The 17176-nt window shown below is 69.8% G+C and carries 12 protein-coding genes and 1 pseudogene; 5 read left to right on the top strand and 8 right to left on the bottom strand.

Annotation, left to right across the window (positions count from 1 at the left end; all coding sequences use genetic code 11):
- The 3 genes from ACIOC1_RS35215 to ACIOC1_RS35205 form a co-directional block, all read right to left on the bottom strand.
- The coding region (locus ACIOC1_RS35215) for a transposase (RefSeq protein WP_401858681.1) at nt 1–2260 on the bottom strand (2260 nt) is incomplete at its 3' end.
- Nucleotides 2261–2278: 18 nt separating this feature from the next.
- On the bottom strand, nt 2279–3037 hold the full coding sequence (locus ACIOC1_RS35210; protein ID WP_401858678.1) for a TnsA-like heteromeric transposase endonuclease subunit: 759 nt from the start codon (nt 3035–3037) through the stop codon (nt 2279–2281).
- 406 nt (nt 3038–3443) lie between these two features.
- Complete coding sequence (locus ACIOC1_RS35205) at nt 3444–4454, bottom strand: hypothetical protein (RefSeq protein ID WP_401858675.1); 1011 nt, start codon at nt 4452–4454, stop codon at nt 3444–3446.
- A 191-nt stretch (nt 4455–4645) separates the two neighbouring features.
- On the opposite strand from ACIOC1_RS35205, the pseudogene ACIOC1_RS35200 reads away from it, so the two are divergent.
- The 5 genes and pseudogenes from ACIOC1_RS35200 to ACIOC1_RS35180 all read left to right on the top strand — a co-directional run bounded on the left by ACIOC1_RS35200 (nt 4646) and on the right by ACIOC1_RS35180 (nt 7918).
- Nucleotides 4646–4902, top strand: a pseudogene (locus ACIOC1_RS35200) (helix-turn-helix transcriptional regulator).
- 169 nt (nt 4903–5071) lie between these two features.
- Nucleotides 5072–5467 (top strand): DUF6083 domain-containing protein, encoded by a 396-nt coding sequence (locus ACIOC1_RS35195; RefSeq protein ID WP_401858672.1) that lies wholly within the window; start codon nt 5072–5074, stop codon nt 5465–5467.
- Nucleotides 5377–5931: a hypothetical protein gene (locus tag ACIOC1_RS35190; protein WP_401858671.1), complete on the top strand. Its 555-nt coding sequence runs from the start codon at nt 5377–5379 to the stop codon at nt 5929–5931. Before ACIOC1_RS35195 ends, ACIOC1_RS35190 begins: the two co-directional genes overlap by 91 nt.
- Entirely contained in the window at nt 5928–6410 is a 483-nt protein-coding gene (locus ACIOC1_RS35185) for a hypothetical protein (protein WP_401858668.1), read from the top strand. Before ACIOC1_RS35190 ends, ACIOC1_RS35185 begins: the two co-directional genes overlap by 4 nt.
- Entirely contained in the window at nt 6407–7918 is a 1512-nt protein-coding gene (locus ACIOC1_RS35180) for a UvrD-helicase domain-containing protein (RefSeq protein ID WP_401858665.1), read from the top strand. Before ACIOC1_RS35185 ends, ACIOC1_RS35180 begins: the two co-directional genes overlap by 4 nt.
- Nucleotides 7919–7994: 76 nt before the next feature.
- Here the strand turns inward: ACIOC1_RS35180 and ACIOC1_RS35175 are convergent, their stop codons facing one another.
- The 5 genes from ACIOC1_RS35175 to ACIOC1_RS35155 form a co-directional block, all read right to left on the bottom strand.
- Nucleotides 7995–9215, bottom strand: coding sequence for a hypothetical protein (locus tag ACIOC1_RS35175; protein WP_401858663.1), 1221 nt, complete (start codon nt 9213–9215; stop codon nt 7995–7997).
- A gap of 6 nt (nt 9216–9221) precedes the next feature.
- Nucleotides 9222–13052, bottom strand: coding sequence for a hypothetical protein (locus tag ACIOC1_RS35170; RefSeq protein WP_401858660.1), 3831 nt, complete (start codon nt 13050–13052; stop codon nt 9222–9224).
- 126 nt (nt 13053–13178) lie between these two features.
- Nucleotides 13179–14426 (bottom strand): nucleotidyl transferase AbiEii/AbiGii toxin family protein, encoded by a 1248-nt coding sequence (locus tag ACIOC1_RS35165; protein ID WP_401858658.1) that lies wholly within the window; start codon nt 14424–14426, stop codon nt 13179–13181.
- Between the two features lie 375 nt (nt 14427–14801).
- Entirely contained in the window at nt 14802–15671 is an 870-nt protein-coding gene (locus ACIOC1_RS35160; RefSeq protein ID WP_401858655.1) for a nucleotidyltransferase, read from the bottom strand.
- Between the two features lie 9 nt (nt 15672–15680).
- The gene (locus ACIOC1_RS35155) at nt 15681–16226 is read right to left on the bottom strand and encodes an SLATT domain-containing protein (RefSeq protein WP_401858652.1); all 546 of its coding nucleotides are present in this window, start codon (nt 16224–16226) and stop codon (nt 15681–15683) included.
- Nucleotides 16227–17176 lie beyond the last annotated feature (950 nt).

The following is a 17176-nucleotide window of genomic DNA, read 5'->3' as shown; positions in this document are numbered from 1 at the left end:
GCGGCGCCCCGTACCGGCCGGGGCCCCCGCCGCCGCCGCCGTCGGGGGCCCCGCCCGGCGCGGGCGCTGGGGCCCCCCCCCCCGCCCCGGCCCCCCCCCCCGGGGGGGGGCGCCCGGGGCCCCCCCACGACGTGGCGGGCGCAGAGGGGGGTGCCATGGGGGAGATGGGCAGCGCCGGGTAGGGCCGCAGGGTCGACAGGTCGAACTCCTCCAGACCCGCGTACGGGTCCTGGGACGGCTGCTCCGTCTCCAACTCCAGCCCCTGGAAAGGCGGTTCGGCCCCAGTGCGCTTCGGTGGCGGTCTGCGACTGCGACGACGCCGGTCGCGCTGCGCCAGGGACAGGGCGATCGCCTCCTCGTCCTGCTTGCTGCCGCCGGCCGCCAGGTGCTGCTCGGCGTGTTCCTGCCACATGTCCGCGGTCCACGGATCGTGCAGCAGGTGCCGCAGCCGGAAATCGCAGGTCACCCAGGTGTCGGCCGTGTGGCCGTACACCCACACCCGCTCGGGACGGTAGGGGTTGAAGCGGCATTCCCACTGCTTCTCCCGGCCGGGCAGCTTCGAGTCGCCGCGCAGGACGATCTCCCGGTAGTGGGCGGCGTCCTGCGCGACGGGCTGATAGGTCCGATAGTCGATCATGAATCCGCCCTTGCCGGGGATGACCCACTGCCGCAGCAGGAAGAAGCGGTTCTGGGCGGGGGAGAGCGGCACCGCCCGGTAGCCGCTGCGGGCCACCTGGACCGCATACATCTCGTTGGGCGACAGCACGACGTGGGGACGGAACGGGTCACGCAGCCCCGCGTCGGGGGTCTGCTGGTACTCCAGTGCCACCCACTCCTGGGCCATCTGCTGGAGCTCGGCAATCGTGTACAGCGGCATCCGGTCGATGCCGCGGCCGCGTTTCTTGTGGCTGCGGCCCTGCCAGCCGTGCGTCACGTGCTGACTGAAGCGGTGCGCGAGGGTGACGAAGAAGTGCTCGGGGAGCGGCTTGTCGGTCGGGGTCTTCTTGCGCGCCGGGCGGCGGGCGATGCGCAGCCGGTCGCAGACCTCGGTGAAGTGCTCGCTCACATAGGGGCTGCCCTGGTCGTAAATGATCAGCTCGGGGCGGATGACCGGGCGGGCGGCGGTGGCCTCGGTGAACCGCTCGTCCGCCGCCCTAAGCGCCCCGAACGGCAGACTGGAGGCGGCGGCCGCACTCAGCGGGTCCCAGCCGGGCATCACCGGCCAGGGCGCGAGAGCCTGGGCCAGCATCAGGGTCAAGTCGATCGCCCGGGTCGCCTGGCCCGCCTGCCCGCTCTCGGCGTCCTGGGGACGACTGGGCGTGATCATCAGCGCGCACGCGCTGTGGTTGGCCACATCGATGAGCGTGGTCAGCTCCGTGGCGGTGGGCCGGCCGTCGTCGCCGCGGGCCAGAATCCGCAGCGGCGTGGTGTCTGCCTGGGTCACCTGTCCCGGCCGCAGCACGACTTCGCGCCCGCCATGGGGCAGCGGCGGCGTGGAGGCCAGAGCGGCCCGGGCTCGTGTCGGCTGGCCCAGGGCATCGGCCAGGCCGGACTCCTTCATCCGCAGGTAGAAGGTGGAACGGGAGGGCAGCAGAGCCGCCACGGCAGCCGAGCCGAGTTCCTCGGCGTACCGCGAGTGCAGCAGGTCCTCGACTTCCTCGCGGATCACGTCGATGGTCACATCCGACGCGTGTGCGCGCCGGGCCACCACCTCCTGCATGGCGGTCAGACACCGCGGGTCGGTGAAGCCCCCCAGGCGTTTGTCCCGCGGCCCGGGCAGCAGGACGACCGGGTTCTCCCCGGCCGCCTTCCACTTGCGCCGCTTGTCGGCGAGGGTGTGGGCGGAGCAGCGGACGCCGTCGGCGGCCAGCCGCGCCGACATCGCGGCGCACCGCTGGGCCAGCGTCGTGTCCGGCCCGAATCCCCGCGCATGCTCGCTTCGGCCCGGCGCCAGACCGGTGTCGATCTCCACCATGCGTGCCTGCCACAGCGCGGCCTCCTCCTGCCCCTCCGGCCGGCCCCACCCGCCGAGAGCCGCCCCACCCGCGGCCGGTGCCGCACCGCCACTGAGGACAGCGAAGTCCTCCGCGCCCACCAGCCACCGGAACGACACCGCCCAGGGCGCCTCGGCGCCGTCCCGAGGCACCAGCGTGACCAGCGGTCCCTGCCACTCCGCCACCTCCCATTCGCGCCTGTGCCAGCGCACCAGCGCCCCGATGGACAGCGACCCCGCAGACCGGCCCTCGTCTGCTCCCGGCATGTGCCCCCTCCTGGTCGTTCAGGCCGTCCAGGCCACGGCGTCGGGCAGCAGCGGATACGCGGCATCGAACAGCAGCCGCCGCTGCCAAAGCATCCGGTAGGCGAGGTCCAGCCCGGTCATCTCGTCCAGCCCGCTGGCCGCCACCCCCGCCCGCAGACCGGTCGGCGCCCGGAACGCCTCCAGCAGCGCCCGCCCCAGGCCCTCCTCGTCGCCCACGGCAAACCGGTAACCGGCCAGCCAGCCCAGGTTCCGCGCGCGCAGCCCCGACGGTTCACGCACCTGCCGCACCCGCCACCCGGCCGCCTGCGCCACCTCCTGAAGCACCTCGAGTCTCACCGCGGGCAGGCTCTCCTGTCGGGGCGGCTTCAGCACCAGCACCTCACGCTCGCCCTCGGCCGTGCGCGCCACGAAATCGGGGCGCCAGCGGCGAAGGCGTCCTCCGGCCCGCCACCGCAGTTCCACCGGGCCGGCGCTGAACGCCGCCCAGGCCGGCTCGAAGTCCAGCTCTATCGCCAGCCGCCACTGCCGCAGGCTGCCGCACACCACGGTCTGCTCCCGGGTCGCCACCGGCCAGTAAGTGATGATGCCCTTGCGGCCCCGGTAGGGCACCGGTTCGCTCACCGGCCCGAACTCCTCCAGTGCCACGCCCCGAAGCCCGGCCGCGCTGCGCAGGCGCACCGGCCCGTAGGGCTCGCGGTACAAAACCACGACACCCTGCCCCGCCTTCGGCACGGCCTCGCCTTCCATCAGGCCGCCGGGACCCTCCGCCGCGTTCACGCTGCCCACCCCTTGCCGTGCCGCCGCAGGGTCCCGCATACCTGTCCGGTCGGCAGCCCCTTTGGGCCCAGTCCCTGACCTGCACCGGCCGCCCCACGAAACCCGCCCGCCGTCGACTGCCCCCGCACCGGCACGGGTTGGCAGGAGCCGGACAGCCAAGCTCCCGTCACCTGTTCACCCGCCCCTGCCTCTTTCTGATGACTGCTGCCGTAGCCCGGCATGCCCATGCTGCTCCGCTCCGCGCTGCGAGGACTTTCCCGCCTGCCGGATACACCTGAAAGGGTGAACAAGTCGGCGACAACGAAGGACGCCGGGCGCTGCCCGGTCGCCATCCCGCGCGGCGGCTCGGCTGCTTAACTCGCCTGCCAAGAAGCCGACTTCGGCCCGCTGGACGACTTCTGCCCGATCAGGAGTGCCTGGGCAGCTCCCACCGCACCTCGTCACCGTCGTGATGGAGGCGCCAGGTGGTCACGAGACGGGCGCGGACCAACTGGTCGAGGAGGTCCTCCAACTGCTGAGGCGGCTGCCCGCACTGGCGGGCGAGAGCATCGAGCTCACCCCCGCCCGCCCCAGCGGTGCTGTGGGCGGCCAGTGCCAGTGCGGCCAGCCGTAGAGCGGAGGGCAGGGCGGGCGAGAGGATCAGCGGGGCGGGGCGCAGCGCCCATTGGGCGGCGCGGACGCGCGCGGTGCGTCCGGGATCCTGGTGGAGGACGGGGGCATCGAGCAACTGCGCCTGGATGGGAGAGCATCTGCGTCTGAAGCGGTGCAGCCAGCCGGCGTGTTCCAGCTCCAGCCACAGCTCTGCGCGGCCGTGCAGCCGCATGCCGCGCAGGAAGCCGTGGGGCAGGCGGATCTGCCCCTGGCGGTCAGCACGCAGTGCGCACTGCAGGGCGAGCAGCCGGGCCGCAGGGGAGGAGAAACGCGGCAGTGCTGTGGCGAGGTAGGTGAGCATTTCGCGTACGCGTTGCTGCTCTGCCGGGCCGAATGGCGGTGCGATGCGCGCAGAGCGCGACGTACTGGAGTGCGTCGGGGTGCGGTCGGCGCGGAGCAGGGTGGGCGGTACGACGGCGGTGCGGCTCATCGCCGCCGCGCAGGCGGCGCAGGCATCGGCCAGTCGCCAGGTACGGCCGCCGCGGTCGCAGGTCAGGGCGAGCAGAACGGGCCCCGCACAGCCGCGGTGGCGGGGGTGCCAGCGGCAGCCCAGCGCCCGGCACTGGCAGGTGCGCAGATGCCCAGGCAACGTGTCGGCGCGGGCATGGCGGGCCAGATGAGTGAGGGCGGCCGAGCGGGCGGAGACGGCCTGCAGGACGGGGCTGTGCGTGCAGCGGGGGCAGGCCAGGGCCGGTCCGCCTGTCTGCGGGCGCAGGCGCACTGTCCAGATGCGCTGCACCGTGGCGTGTGTGCTGGCAAGCCGCATCGGCTCGTTGTCCCTCCGCTCTGGTCTGCGCCGGCGTCGCGCGGTGGTCTCCCGGTGCGCACGCGGGAGCCGCCCGCACCGTAGTGCAGATTCCTGCACTCGCGCAGAAGTGGGGGCCCGGTGCGCTCACCTGCACTGATAGTGCAGAAATCCGCACTGACAGGCAGGTGTCTGCACCGTCGGATGGTGGAGTGACGATCTTGCCCCCCGACCCGGACCGCGACGCCCTGCGTGTGACGCTGGCGCGGTTGAGGAATGAGCGCGGGTGGACCTTCGACGAACTCGCCGGCCGCAGCGGCCTGGCCCGGCGCGATCGACCTCGAACACGGCCGAGCCGCCGGCACCGTCACCACCTGGCATGCCCTCGCGCACGCCTTTGACGTCCCCATCGAGAAGCTGCTCGGCTCGCTCTGTGAAGGCCACCCCGCCCGGATCCAAGGGCGACTGACTGCGGTCGCGCCAGGCATGCAGCGCGGCATAACTCACCCGAACCGGCGAGCACGCGTAGAACGCACACTCGCAGAACCGCGTCGCCGTTCGATACCGCTGAGCCGGCCGGGGGACTGTCGGCCCGCCTGCCCCGCCTCCGGCAGGGGGCGCCTGGCACGGTCCTCGCCATGCGCCCCAACACCGCCCCCGCCGGCTGCCACTGGGACGGCAGCCCCCGCACCGCACCGGTGCGCCGTCCGCTGCGGGTGGCCACCACCAGCCCCAGCCGCCTGCTGCGCACCGGCCAGAGCCGCCGCTGCCCCCAATGCGGCAACCGCATCGACCTCTACCCACGTACGGACGGGCGGCCCATCGCCCTGCATCCCGCCGAACTCGCCACTGCCCAGGTCCCCGCCCCCTGCCGCTGGCACCGAGTTCCGGCATCGCCCACCCGCACGACGACGGCCGTACCTGGTGCCGCATTCCGCACGCCGTGCTCTGCCCGCAGCGCACCCCCATCTGCCGGATCAGCCGGCCCCTTGAGTCGGCGCGCCGCCAACTCGCTGTACGGACCCGCCGCCTGATCGACACCGGCGCCTTCACGCCCACGGCTTTTCCCACCACAACAGCGCCCACCGGCACCGGCTCCCCCGACCACCCGGTCGTACGGATGCTGCTGTGCCTCTACCTCGCCGACGGCCCCGTGGAGGCCGTCCGCTGCGTAGCCCAGACGAACCACCGCCGCCGCTGCCCCCGCCCCGTCCTCGACCCGGACGGCCCGGCCGGATCCTGGAGCCTGCTGCCTGTCGGCCCCCGGCGCGGCGAGCTTGCTCTGCCCGAACAGACGATGGCCGTCTACGACCTCAGCCGGCTGCCTCACGCCGAACAACGACGCTGGCGCATCCAGCGCTGCTCCGCGCACGCTGTCCCCCACGGCACCGCCGATCTGGCACTGGCCGGATGGCAGGTCTTTGATCCCCTTCTGCACGCCGAGCACCTGCGTACCGATCTGCCCTGTCCACCGGCACATGACAGCAGAGAGCGGTGACGATGCCGCACCACGCCCTGGAAGTCGTCCTGACCCGCCCTCTGAGCTCAGCCGAACTCCGCGAAGCCGTCCGCGGGCTGCCGTTCGCCATCAACCACGACACAACCCGCCTCATGACCCTCGTACGCGCCAAAACCCCCCACCGCGCCGCGCACCGGCTGCGCCAACGCCTCGCCGCACGGCTTCCCGTGGACGTGATCACCACCCACTACCCGGATGCCGCAGGACAGGTCCTGCTCAACGTCGCCTTCCCACCCGCCGTCCATGCTGCGATCCGCCAGGCTGCCCATGAAGCGGGGCAGAGCCCGGAAATCTTCGTGAAGCTGGCCCTGCACCGTGCGCTGGCCCAGCACGCCAGCGACGAGGTCCACCGGCTCGACCGGGCCGTGCAGCAACTGCTGGCCCACACCACGGCCGCACACCTCCTGGCAGCCGTCGGCCACGCCCTGACCCGCACCCCCGGAGCAGCCCCCGCATGAACCCGACCGACGAACAGACGGCAGCGGCCGACGCCTTCCACGCCGGCCAGCACCTCGCCCTGCAGGCCGGCGCCGGCACGGGCAAGACCACCACCCTGGCCCTGCTCGCCCACGCCACCACACGCCGCGGCCGCTACCTCGCCTACAACCGGGCCATCGCCCAGGACGCCCGCAGCCGTTTCCCCGACACCGTCCAGTGCAAAACCGCCCACGCCCTGGCCTACGCGGCCGTCGGCCACCGCTACACCCACCGCCTGAACGCACCCCGCCGCCCCGCCTGGCAGACCGGACAGATGCTCGGCATCAACAAAGCCGTCCGCATCGGCGACCGCGAGGTGACGCAACGAGCCCTCTCCAACGCCACCCTGCGCACCGTCGCCCGCTTCTGCCACACCGCCGACGAAGCCATCGCCCCCCATCACGTGCCCCGGCTGCGCGGCCTGGACGACACCGACCTCCACACCCAACTCGCCGCCCACATCGTGCCGTTCGCCCACAAGGCGTGGGCCGACCTGCAACACCCCGACGACGGCGCCGTCCGCTTCGACCACGACCACTACCTGAAGATCTGGGCCCTCACCCGGCCGCGCATCTACGCCGACTTCCTGCTGCTGGACGAGGCCCAGGACACCAACCCCGTCGTCGAACAGATCTTCCTCGCCCAGCGCGACCACGCCCAGCTGGTCATGGTCGGCGACTCCGCCCAGGCCATCTACCACTGGCGCGGCGCCAAGGACATCATGACCGGCTTCGACGGCACCCAGCTCGCCCTGTCCCAGTCCTTCCGCTTCGGCCCCGACCTCGCCGCCGAAGCAAACCGTTGGCTGCACCTGGCCGACGCGCCGATCCGCCTCACCGGCACCCCCGCCGTGCCCACCGAACTCGGCCTCGTCACACAGCCGGACGCCGTCCTGTGCCGCACCAACGTGGGCGCCATGGCCCAGGGCATGACCCACATGGCAGTCGGACACCGGGTCGCCCTGGCCGGGGGAGGAGACAGCCTGCAGGCCCTGGCCCTCGCGGCCCGCGACCTCAAGGAAGGCCGCCGCACCCACCATCCCGAACTGCTCCTCTTCCCCTCCTGGGGCGATCTGCAGGACTACGCCGCCCACGACCCCGCCAGCCGCGACCTCCAGCCCCTGGTCAACCTCGTCGACACCCACGGCGCTGACGCCATCCTCGCCGCCATCACCCAACTCGCCCCCGAACCGCACGCACACGTCACCGTCTCGACCGCCCACAAGGCCAAGGGATGCGAATGGCCCAGCGTCCTCATCGCCGAGGACTTCGCCCGCTCCCCGAACGACACCGCCGACGACCCGGCAGGAAGCACACCGGCGCCCGTCCCCGACCCCGTCGACGACGCCGAGGCCCGTCTCGCCTACGTCGCCGTCACCCGCACCCACCGACGCCTTGACCTGGGGGGCCTCTCCTGGATCTACGACCACCCGGACGGCACCCCACCGAGCCAGGACCGCCCTGATGATCACCGGACGGGGTCACGATGAGGTGACCTGCCGCCAGGAACCTGCCCGTAAGCAGCTGAAACCGTGCGAGGAGATACACCCCGCCCCAGCCGGGGCGCTATCGGAGGCTTCTCCTGAGTGCAGTGACGGCTGTTCCCGAGGTCCGCCGCCCCTGCGCGGTGTGGCCTGCGCTCTGGCTGAATTCTCTCCAGGTGAAGGGGTGTTCGGCGGCCACGGTCTGTCGTTCGCCGAGCATTCCCTGGACCAGGCAGTGGCCGATGCGCTGGAGCAGCTGTTCGAGCCACTCTCTGGAGGCGAGGAGGCTATAGGCCGTGCCGCTTGGACGGTCCCACGTCAGGTACTGCACCCGGAGGTGCCCGTCGGCGTCGTACCAGCAGGGACGGTCAGGGTCGCGTCGCAGTCCGCTGTCTCTCAGGAGCGGGTCATTGAGCAGCGTCACGGAGACGGGCGCGTCAAGGGAGCAGTCGGAGCTCTGCGCACTCCAGCTGTAGGTCTGGTCGGTCGGGATGGCGGTGACGGGTTGTCCGGCGGGGTCCGTGGCGCGGTCGATCCGGACCCGCGGCTGTGCGGCGAGGGCGCGTTCGAGCCAGTCGTCCTTGTGGTCGACCGGGCCGTCCGCCCACTGCTCTGCCAGGTCGACGAGCGACTCGGCCTGCCTCTCTTCCCTCTTCTTCCGCCACATGGCGAGAGCGTCGACGGTCTCGACGTCGGCAGCCGGTCCAGGGACTTTCTCCGGCGAGGCCAGGTCGTCGTCATCGGCCGAGACGTCGAGGGCGTCCTGGGCGGTTTCATGTTCTTCATGCTGAAATGTGCTCACGTGCCAGGAGTCCGGTTCGGGGTCGGTCCAAGGACCGGGCACGGTGGGGAAGTCGGCGAGGAGGAGACTGTGGCGGTCGGGGCCATCAGGCATCATCCGATGCGTGAGGGCACGGCCTTCAAGCCAGGTGAGCAGACTGGTGAACTGATCGTCGGACACGATCCAGCTGTGGATGCGGTGCCACTGCTCAGCTTGGCCGTGGGTAGCGCTCCATCCTCGGCCGTCGTGGTCATCGGTGGCCTGCTCGTGGAGCACGACCCATTTCCTGCCCTGGCCGTCGGATCGTACACCCAGTTCACCGAGGTCAGGCAGGTTGCCAGGATGGCTGATCCACTCTTCGATACCGTCGGCGTCAGGAAGCGCCGGGACGGGCGGTGCCAGAGGATGCGAAGGGTCGGCGGGCGCAAAGGTGGCGTTGTCGGCCTCGTTGCTGCCGCTTTCTTCGTCAGCACCGGCGAACGGGTGCCGGGCCGGGGGAAGGGAGGGATCGATGTCGAGCAACGACAGTCATGCCGCTCCGGGGTATTCGGCCGGGTCGTGCTCACCGCTCCGATGGGGGTGCCGGTGGTTCGCCAGCCGCTCCACCAACTCGTGGAGAGCCATCCACTGGTACTTCTTGCCGATCCGTTCGCCCTTGTGGGACTGACGGGAGCCGGACATGCGTCCCCGGGAATTGTCGAACTCCGCAAAGAGCGCGGGCGACCAGCCCAAGCTGGCGACACGGGCGAGCACCCACCTGGCGGCCCACTCCGCGTCCACTTGGGCATCGGCGAGGCGTTCGTCCACAGCCGGCGGCACCCGACAGTCCTGCAGCAGCGCGTACTGGTCCTGGTCGAGGACTTGCCTCGCCTTCCACCCGGTGAGGAGCTGCTCGACGGCGGCCGGTGTGCTCAGAGCTGGCCGGACGGACTCCGGGAGACTTTCCGCGAAGGCCGGGATGCGGGCCGGGTCCACCACGACAGGATCATCGCGGCGCTGCCACGAGGGCCTCCGGGGATAGTCGGAGGCGAGCGGCAACATGCTGAAGTGGTGGACGGCCGGGCGGACCTCGTAGTCCGCGAAGTCTCCCAGCGATGACAGGGACGAGCGAACCGATCCCCACAGTGACTCGTTCTGCTCCCGCCGGGGGAAGAGGACGTCGAGGTCCTCCTTCGCAGGAGCCCGCCCGACCTCGGGACAGGCGTGCGGATGCCTGACCATGCCTGCTTCTTCGCCGGTGATGGCTCCAGTGCCGTGCGCCATGGTGACGACGTGGGTGGCCGCGTCGCACAGCAGCGCGTTCCGTGAGGCGTGCGCGGGCGAGGCGATGTCACCGTAGAGGTACTCGATGAGTCGCCGCGCGACCTGCCCAAGGAGGCCGTGCTGCTCCTCGCCCTCGCCGCGCCGGGCCACCACCCCGTAGGCCACCCACACCAGGCGCTCGAAGAGGTAGGGATCGTCGACCTTCTCGACATCCTCGTGTAGGAATCTGTCCAGGAGGGACACCAGAACGTCCCCGTGGCCCAGGAGTAGCTGCGCGAGGGCTTTGGTCGCCCGGTCCCGCAGGAACCGGTTGGAGGACGTGAGGGTCCACACCAGCGTCGTCGCCACCAGCCGGACGACTTCCTCGTCCGTGGCGCCAGGCGCTGTCACAGGCCGGCGTGTGCGATCCCCGAGCCGAGGCCGGGCCGGACAGGATGCGGGGAGCAGAGTATGCGGGGTGGTGTACTGCTCGGCCCAGCGCAGCAGCCGGTGCAGCGCCGTGACGTCCCACAGCATCGCGTAGGTCTCGACGCCCCACCACGTGTCGCGTTCGGGCCGCGGCCTTCTCACCAGCACCCGGTGGAGACGGTCGGCGTTCAGCAGATGCCCCGGCTCCGCGGTGACCGCCAAAACGGCCTCCAGTACGTCGGCAGTGCGCCCGTGCCGGGCGGCCGTCTCGTTGAGGAGCGCGATGGTGCGTTCGTTGACGCTTCGTGTGCTGCGCAGGGGAAGCGTTTCCAAGAAGCTCCGGGCCAGCCGGTAGCCCTGCGTGTCCGCGCGGCGGCCGGGCCCGGCGGTGTCCGTGGCCGGAGGGGGAGGGCACGCCAGCAGGTCGATGAGTTCCGTGCCGGCCTGTTCGGGCAGGAGAATCGATGCAGCTTCCTGATAGTTCGGGGCGGCCTGGCGCAGCCAGCTCCGCAAAGGCGAGTCGGCGTCCAGCGGCCGGCCCTCACGCAGCGAGTCGATCTCGTCCTGGTGGGCAGCGAAGACGGACCGCACCACGCGATCGTCGCCCAACGCCTGGTAGGGGAAACCGATGCCGATGCTTTCCGCGGCCTTGTAGGTCCGCTCGTTGGACACGATGCCCTGAGCGAGGAGTTGTCCGAGCATGGTGTCCGGCCACGCCGTGGCCGCTGGAGCGTAGGCGTCGACAAGGGTGCGGGCTTCATCACGCGGAAGCACGGAAAGCCGTACGGCGGCCATGCGTGAGGCAAGGGCGTCCACCGCGCGGTGCACGGGCCGCTCGAGAGGGTCCAGTCCGAGCCGGCTGCAGATGGTCTCTGCCCGGTGATCGACATAGGCGTCGAACACCGCGCTGCGGTCACGCGGATGGCCGCCCGAGCCGGCCGCGCCCCGGTGCTGGCTCTTGCTCAGGCTGTCCGCATACAGCTTCACGAACAGCGGGTTGGTGAAGACCGAGGCAAGCAGGGGGGTGTTGGGAAGAGCAGCCGAATTGCCCCGAAGGTAGCTTTCGAGACCTTCCATCTCCCGTCCGGCGAAGCCGGAATGCACCGAAGCCGGCCCGTCGAAACGGTCAGGAACCACCAGAGACCTGAAGGTCGAGCGGCAGGACACCACCAATGCGATGTGCCGGTACCCGGCCAGATGCCCCTGGAGAGCGAGCAGTTCGCTCTTCCAGTTCCCGGCATCGTCGGAGTCGTTGAGGGCGTCAATGATCAACAGGAAGCGGCAGCCGCTGGCCGCGCCGGCGGCGTCCATCGCCTGGAGGAAGTCCCGCTCGGGAAGGGGGCCCAGTCCGCGCTTCTGCGCGATCTCACTCAACGTGTTGTGCCCGCTGAGCTCCTGCCCGAAGACCACCAGCGCCGGCCGGCCATCGTTCACGGCCCTTCGCGCGGCGTCGACCAGCAGGTGCGTCTTGCCCTGCCCGGCTTCCCCCAGCAGCAGCCACGCTCTCTTCTGCGCTGCCTGCGCAGGGACCCTCTGCATCAGGTCCTCCACCCGCGCGCAGGCGCTGCGGGCACGAGCCAGAGCGCCCTCACACAACGCCGCCACACTCTGCGAAGCCGTCACCGGCCCGCCCCTGCCCGGCTGTGCCACAGGTGCCGCGGAAGCCTCAGCGGTTTCGGGCGGTTCCTCCGCGAACCGGTCGGCCAGGCCCCTGAATTCGCCCAGCCGCTCCAGCATGTCCTCAGCCACCGCAGCTGCCTGCTCAGCTGGGAAACCGGACGCCGCGGATACCGTGGACAGGTCGTGGACCAAGGTTTGCGCGCCCTCCCGCAACGGAAGCGTCCACGACTGCACCCACTGCGACAGCGCCTGGTGAGCCGGGCTGCTGTCCGGCGCGGGATAGTGGCTGCGCCACCGCGTCATCTCGGCGAGGAGAGTCTCAACGGCGGCCTGCAGGTCCCGGGCCCGCTGGACGCCCTGCCGCAAGAATTCCTGCGGCAGGGCGCACGCGTCCGCCACCTGAGCGAGCGGCAACGCCACATGATGTTCGGGTGTGTACCGCGACTCGGCCAGACGCTCAGCAAGCGTGACCTGTTCCCGGAACCACTCGCTGCCCAGCACGCGCCTTTCGAAGAAGAACCACTGACGTCCCTCATTTCCAGGCCGGGTCAGCCGTTCCAGCAGCTCACCTCCGCCGACGTAGCAGATGTCGACGTCGGCGAGACCGGGCAACTGCTCCTTCCACTGGGCGACGTTTTTGTTCCACCGCTCCCTTGCGCCGGTGCGCGGCCTTCCACGCGGGGTGACGGGGGTGGGGTCGGAAAGGTCGAACGGCGTCAGGAACTCAAGTCGGACGATCTTCCGGTTCGCGATGTTCTCGCCGACCGTCGCGGCGCTCTTCTTCGCCTGGGGGATCAGGTCTTCGATGCTGTGGACGAACTTGACCTGGTATCCGTGCGCGGCACTGCCGTCGGGCGCCTGGTCGTACCATTCGACACCGCCGTCCGGGGCGGCCGTCTTGATCGTCTCCCAGCCCGGAGGTGCCGGCTTTCGGAGCTGGAAGCACAGTTCTTCAAAGGCGCGGTGCTGGCTTCCGTCCCACTCCCGGATGCTCTGCCAGTTGTGTGCCCTGCTGTCGTTTCCCGTCACTGCCGTCCTCAGACCGTTCTGCCGCCCCATGGCGCGCACGAAATTCCAGCGTAGATGGCCGAACTGACAGGCGAGGGTGTGCCAGTGCTGGGAGCCAGCGAGGTACGGGCCCGCCGCTGTGGCCGAACTCGCAGATGCCGTCAATGGTTCGAGGCCGAGTTCGGACTAACGTCGTCGTCCCGTGCGAGGTCTGGTCCTGGCTGTGGTGGGGCGGCGGCCGATGGTGCGACCGCGGCTGAACCCGAGGCGGTCGCTGAATTCGCCGGCCTTTGCGAGTTCGACCTCGTATCGCGGCTCGAAGTGGTCGTCCGTGACGCTCAGATCGCTGATCCGGTGGTGGAAGAGGGACTTGATGCCGGGACGGGAGCGCCCCCCGGTGCGGTCGTAGACGTACAGATACTCCTGTGCGACCCCGTCCTCGCGCCTTTTATAGCGCAGGGCATAGGGCTCGACCAGGCGCTGCCGCCCCTCGTATGTCAGGAGCATCAGTTTCCGCTCGGCACCAGCCTCCATGATCGGTGTGCGTAGGTGTGCCGGATAGAAGGCGGCTTGAGCGTTGTGGCCGGTGCGGAAGTCGGCGAAGAGCACGTCCAGTTCGCTTTTCCAGCGTGCCACCGTGCTGGTGAACTCAGGCAGACTGTCGCGGGCGCAGGTGATCGTCGTGTCCCACAGGGACTGCATGTCGTCGAAGGGAATGGCAGCGAGCAGGTTCAGGGCCGCGGCGGGGCTGGGGGAGAAGATGGTCTTCCGGAGGAACGTGCGCACCAGGCTGCGCCGGTCGACAGGGATCTCCCTGTTGACGAACGTCGAGTAGGTGAGGTCGAACAGATCGCGGATGGAGCGGCGCTGCAGAAGACACTTGAGTTTGTCCGCGAGCGCCTCTTCCAAGCTGATCACCGTCAGGTCCGCAGTGCAGGCCGCCTGGTCGCTGTAGGGGTGAATGAGCGTGCGCGATTGCGTGGGCAGCTGAAGGCGGGTGAACTCAGTGACGTCCAGGTGCAGGCTCACCGGCATGCTGCTGGTCGTCCCGTAGAAGTCGGTGAAGAGCAACTGGTAAGTGTAGACCGTCTGCTCGCGGTTGATCCTGTCCCTGCTGAGCTGTTCAGTGCGATCGAGATGGAACTGGACTCCCGTCCTGACCTGCGCCATCCGCCCGATCTCGTTGAGCGCTTCACGGAAGTCCTGGGCGTCGATGGGGCCGGGGGAGGCGAAATCGAGATCCTCGGAGAAGCGCGTAGCTCCGAAATACCCCTTCCGTAGAGCGTTTCCGCCCTTGAGGACGAGACGGTCGGCGAGACGGCTCTCTCCATAGAGCCCGGCAAGGAACCAGCCGAAGACGTAGTCCCGCTGAACATGGGACGGGTCGACTCCGAGCTCCGCGCTTTTCGCGTCGATCTCGTCACGGCTGATCATGGAACGTCTCTCTCAGTTACGTGCTAACGGCGCAGATTCCTCAGGCGACGCACAGGCGTGACCACGATACCGGCCCTCGGCCTGGGCGATTGACGGCGAGCGCTTTCGCAGATGCGATGCCTGCCGGTGTCGGTGGGCCGCCCAACTCACACGGCCTTGCAGCCAGAAGGCGGTGTCTCGCTGCCGGGGCCTGTTCAACCTGACTGGATGACGTGCACGCCGCTGTGCCGCATTCGCTCCCGAGCCCTGCTCAACAGGGCGACGAGGGAGGACGATTCCAGGGACGCCGCCGAGTCACTCAGAGAACCGAGTTGAGATACAGCGCGGATCCCTCACGCTGACCGAAATAGTTGACTGGGCCGTCTACAAAGCAAGTCAGCGGCTAGGGAAACGCCCCCCGAATAGGAGACTGAGATAGGTGAACGCGGTGGCCTGATCGTCCTTTTGATGAGCGTCGAGCGCCTTCCTGGCGCGGATCGCTCCCGTCCTGAGCTTGGAGAGCGCCTCTCGGCGAGTCGCATCGCTGGAGCACGCGGCGAAGCGTCCGGCTTTGTTCTTGGGATCGTTCATCCCGGCGAGTTGATGGCCATCCAGCTTCTCCAGGAGCCCACATATGTCCCAGACCGCGATGAAGTTCGGCTCATCCGCCATGTACTGGGCGGCACGCATCTCCAGGTAGAAGGAGGAGACCGGTACCCTGTTGTAGTACTTCCAAGCCTTGACCAGCCGAGCGAGCTTGTTGGCGCCGCCAACCGCAACAGGCCGCTGGTTGACCTCGTTCACGTACGCCAGGTGAGCCGTGGGGGCGGTGTCCATCCACCCGCCGGCGGCTCCGGGGATGTCGTAGACCGACGTGTCACCGCCACGGAACGTGAGAAAAGCCGGAAGGACCTCCCAGGTCTCCGCGCCCTCAGTGAATCGGACCTGGACCGTAGGCCGCCGTATGACGACCTCGGTGGAGGGGAAACTCGCCTGCAGAGCCGACTTCACCCAGCCCAAGGCGGTGTCCGAACTGTTCGGGCGACCTGCCTTGATGCTGGCCAGAAGATCGACATCGCAGTATCCCCGGACCCCCGTCCCATGAGTGAACGATCCCGTCTCCCTGAACAGCGACACCCCGAAGGCCGCGGCCTGCAGCGAGGTCTCCACACTGCGCCGATGGCGCGCCTTGGCCTCGCGTTCACCCACGGTGGGCGTCAACTGCTGCAAGAAGAGGTCGAACCCCTGATTCACGGAGAGTGCCATGTCTGCTCGCTAGCGCCCTTCGGACCGGTTGGCGGACGTGTCGACTATGTAGGACTGTCCGCCGTCGTCGATATTCGCTTTGCCCCGCAGGTAGGCGCGCTGACTGGGAGGTTCGGCGGTTTTGTTCTGTTCGTCGCGTCGCGCAGTGATTTCAGCCAGCGCGCTCCTAGCCTCCTCCACGGTCCATGCCGGGAGGTCGATCTCACGGGCCTGGCGAGCGGCGGTCTGGATCTCGAGGTAGGCGTTTGCTGCGGCGGCGGCCTGGTTCATCCGGTGCGATGCGTTGATGGTGGTCAAGATCGCCCCCAGGACAGCAGCAGCGAGGGCAACCAGCCCGGCGATCACGCGCCCGGCGGCCGTCACCAGGGCCGTGGCACCGGCGATGGCTGCCAGACCGCTTGCCGGGACACCTAGCCATAGATTGATGAGGCGCCAGCGTTTGGCTTGCTCGAACTGAGACTGCGCACTGTACTTCGCACTCTCCTCAAGGCGTTCCAGCTCGTCTGAGATGGCCTGGCGACGTTCGGCTTCGGTCGGCTGGGCGGTTTCCGGCATGCAGGAACGCTACCGGTACGCACTGACACCACCGCGCCCACCGCGTGCATTCAGCGCACGGACTCTCAATGAGGTCCCATGCTGCCATGCGTCGCGGGCCAAAGGCCCGGGCGGAGAACAACTGCGTCGACGAAGACTCGTCTTCCCCAGGCCAACCGCTGCCGGTGACGGAGCCAGCAAGACGGCCCCCCGGCCCAGTTGGCCGATTGATCCCGCAACGGTGCCGGGCCGCCGTTGCCGTCACGTAGATGATGGCCGGGCGGGACGATCGGGTCGGCATGGTGCCGGATGCGGGCGGCCGTCAGCAGCCAATGCCTGCTGCTGTGCATCGGGGCCGACCAGCTTGTCCGGATGGAGCGAGGCATTCAGTACGTCCGGGGCGATGACCAGGACGGAGGCTGCGGTGGCGCGACCGGTCTTTGCCGCACGGCGCCGTCGCGTGGTTGAGGTAGTAGGGCGCATTCTGTCGGATCCCGTAGCTGGACGCCGCGGAAACGCAGTGGGTAAACCGCCGAGGCGGCACATCGCCTGTCGTGGCTGTCTCACGGCTCGGTCGGCCGCGCCGTGGCGCCCAGGGTGCGGCTGGCCGCCCGCTCACACGGCCATGGACGCGGCTTGTCGCCCTCGGCGCGGGGTTCGGCGCCAGGCGCGACGGCTTTCGGCCGGACCAGTCCACCTGTTGCGCCGTTTCGACCACTGTGCCGGGGCACCGCATCCGGCCGCGCCGGAGGTCGCCGGGGTGGTTCGCGGAGTGGCGTTCTCACCCGCCTCGGCCCCGGTGTTCCGGGGTGTGCGTGCTTGCCGGGGACGCGCGAGACGGCGGACTCCCACACTCGCTACCGCCTGCCGCGGGCGCCGCAGGCGGTCCGTGACGACGCGGCCGACTCCCCGGGTGCGGGTAGCTCAGCCGCGTTCGCAGGACGGCGCGCGTCCGTGTGTCGGGCGGCTCG

Origin of the sequence: Streptomyces sp. NPDC088197 (assembly GCF_044741185.1) — a bacterium.
GTDB lineage: Bacteria > Actinomycetota > Actinomycetes > Streptomycetales > Streptomycetaceae > Actinacidiphila.
Note: the sequence above shows the minus strand (reverse complement) of the source record. Positions and strands in the feature narration are given on the sequence as shown.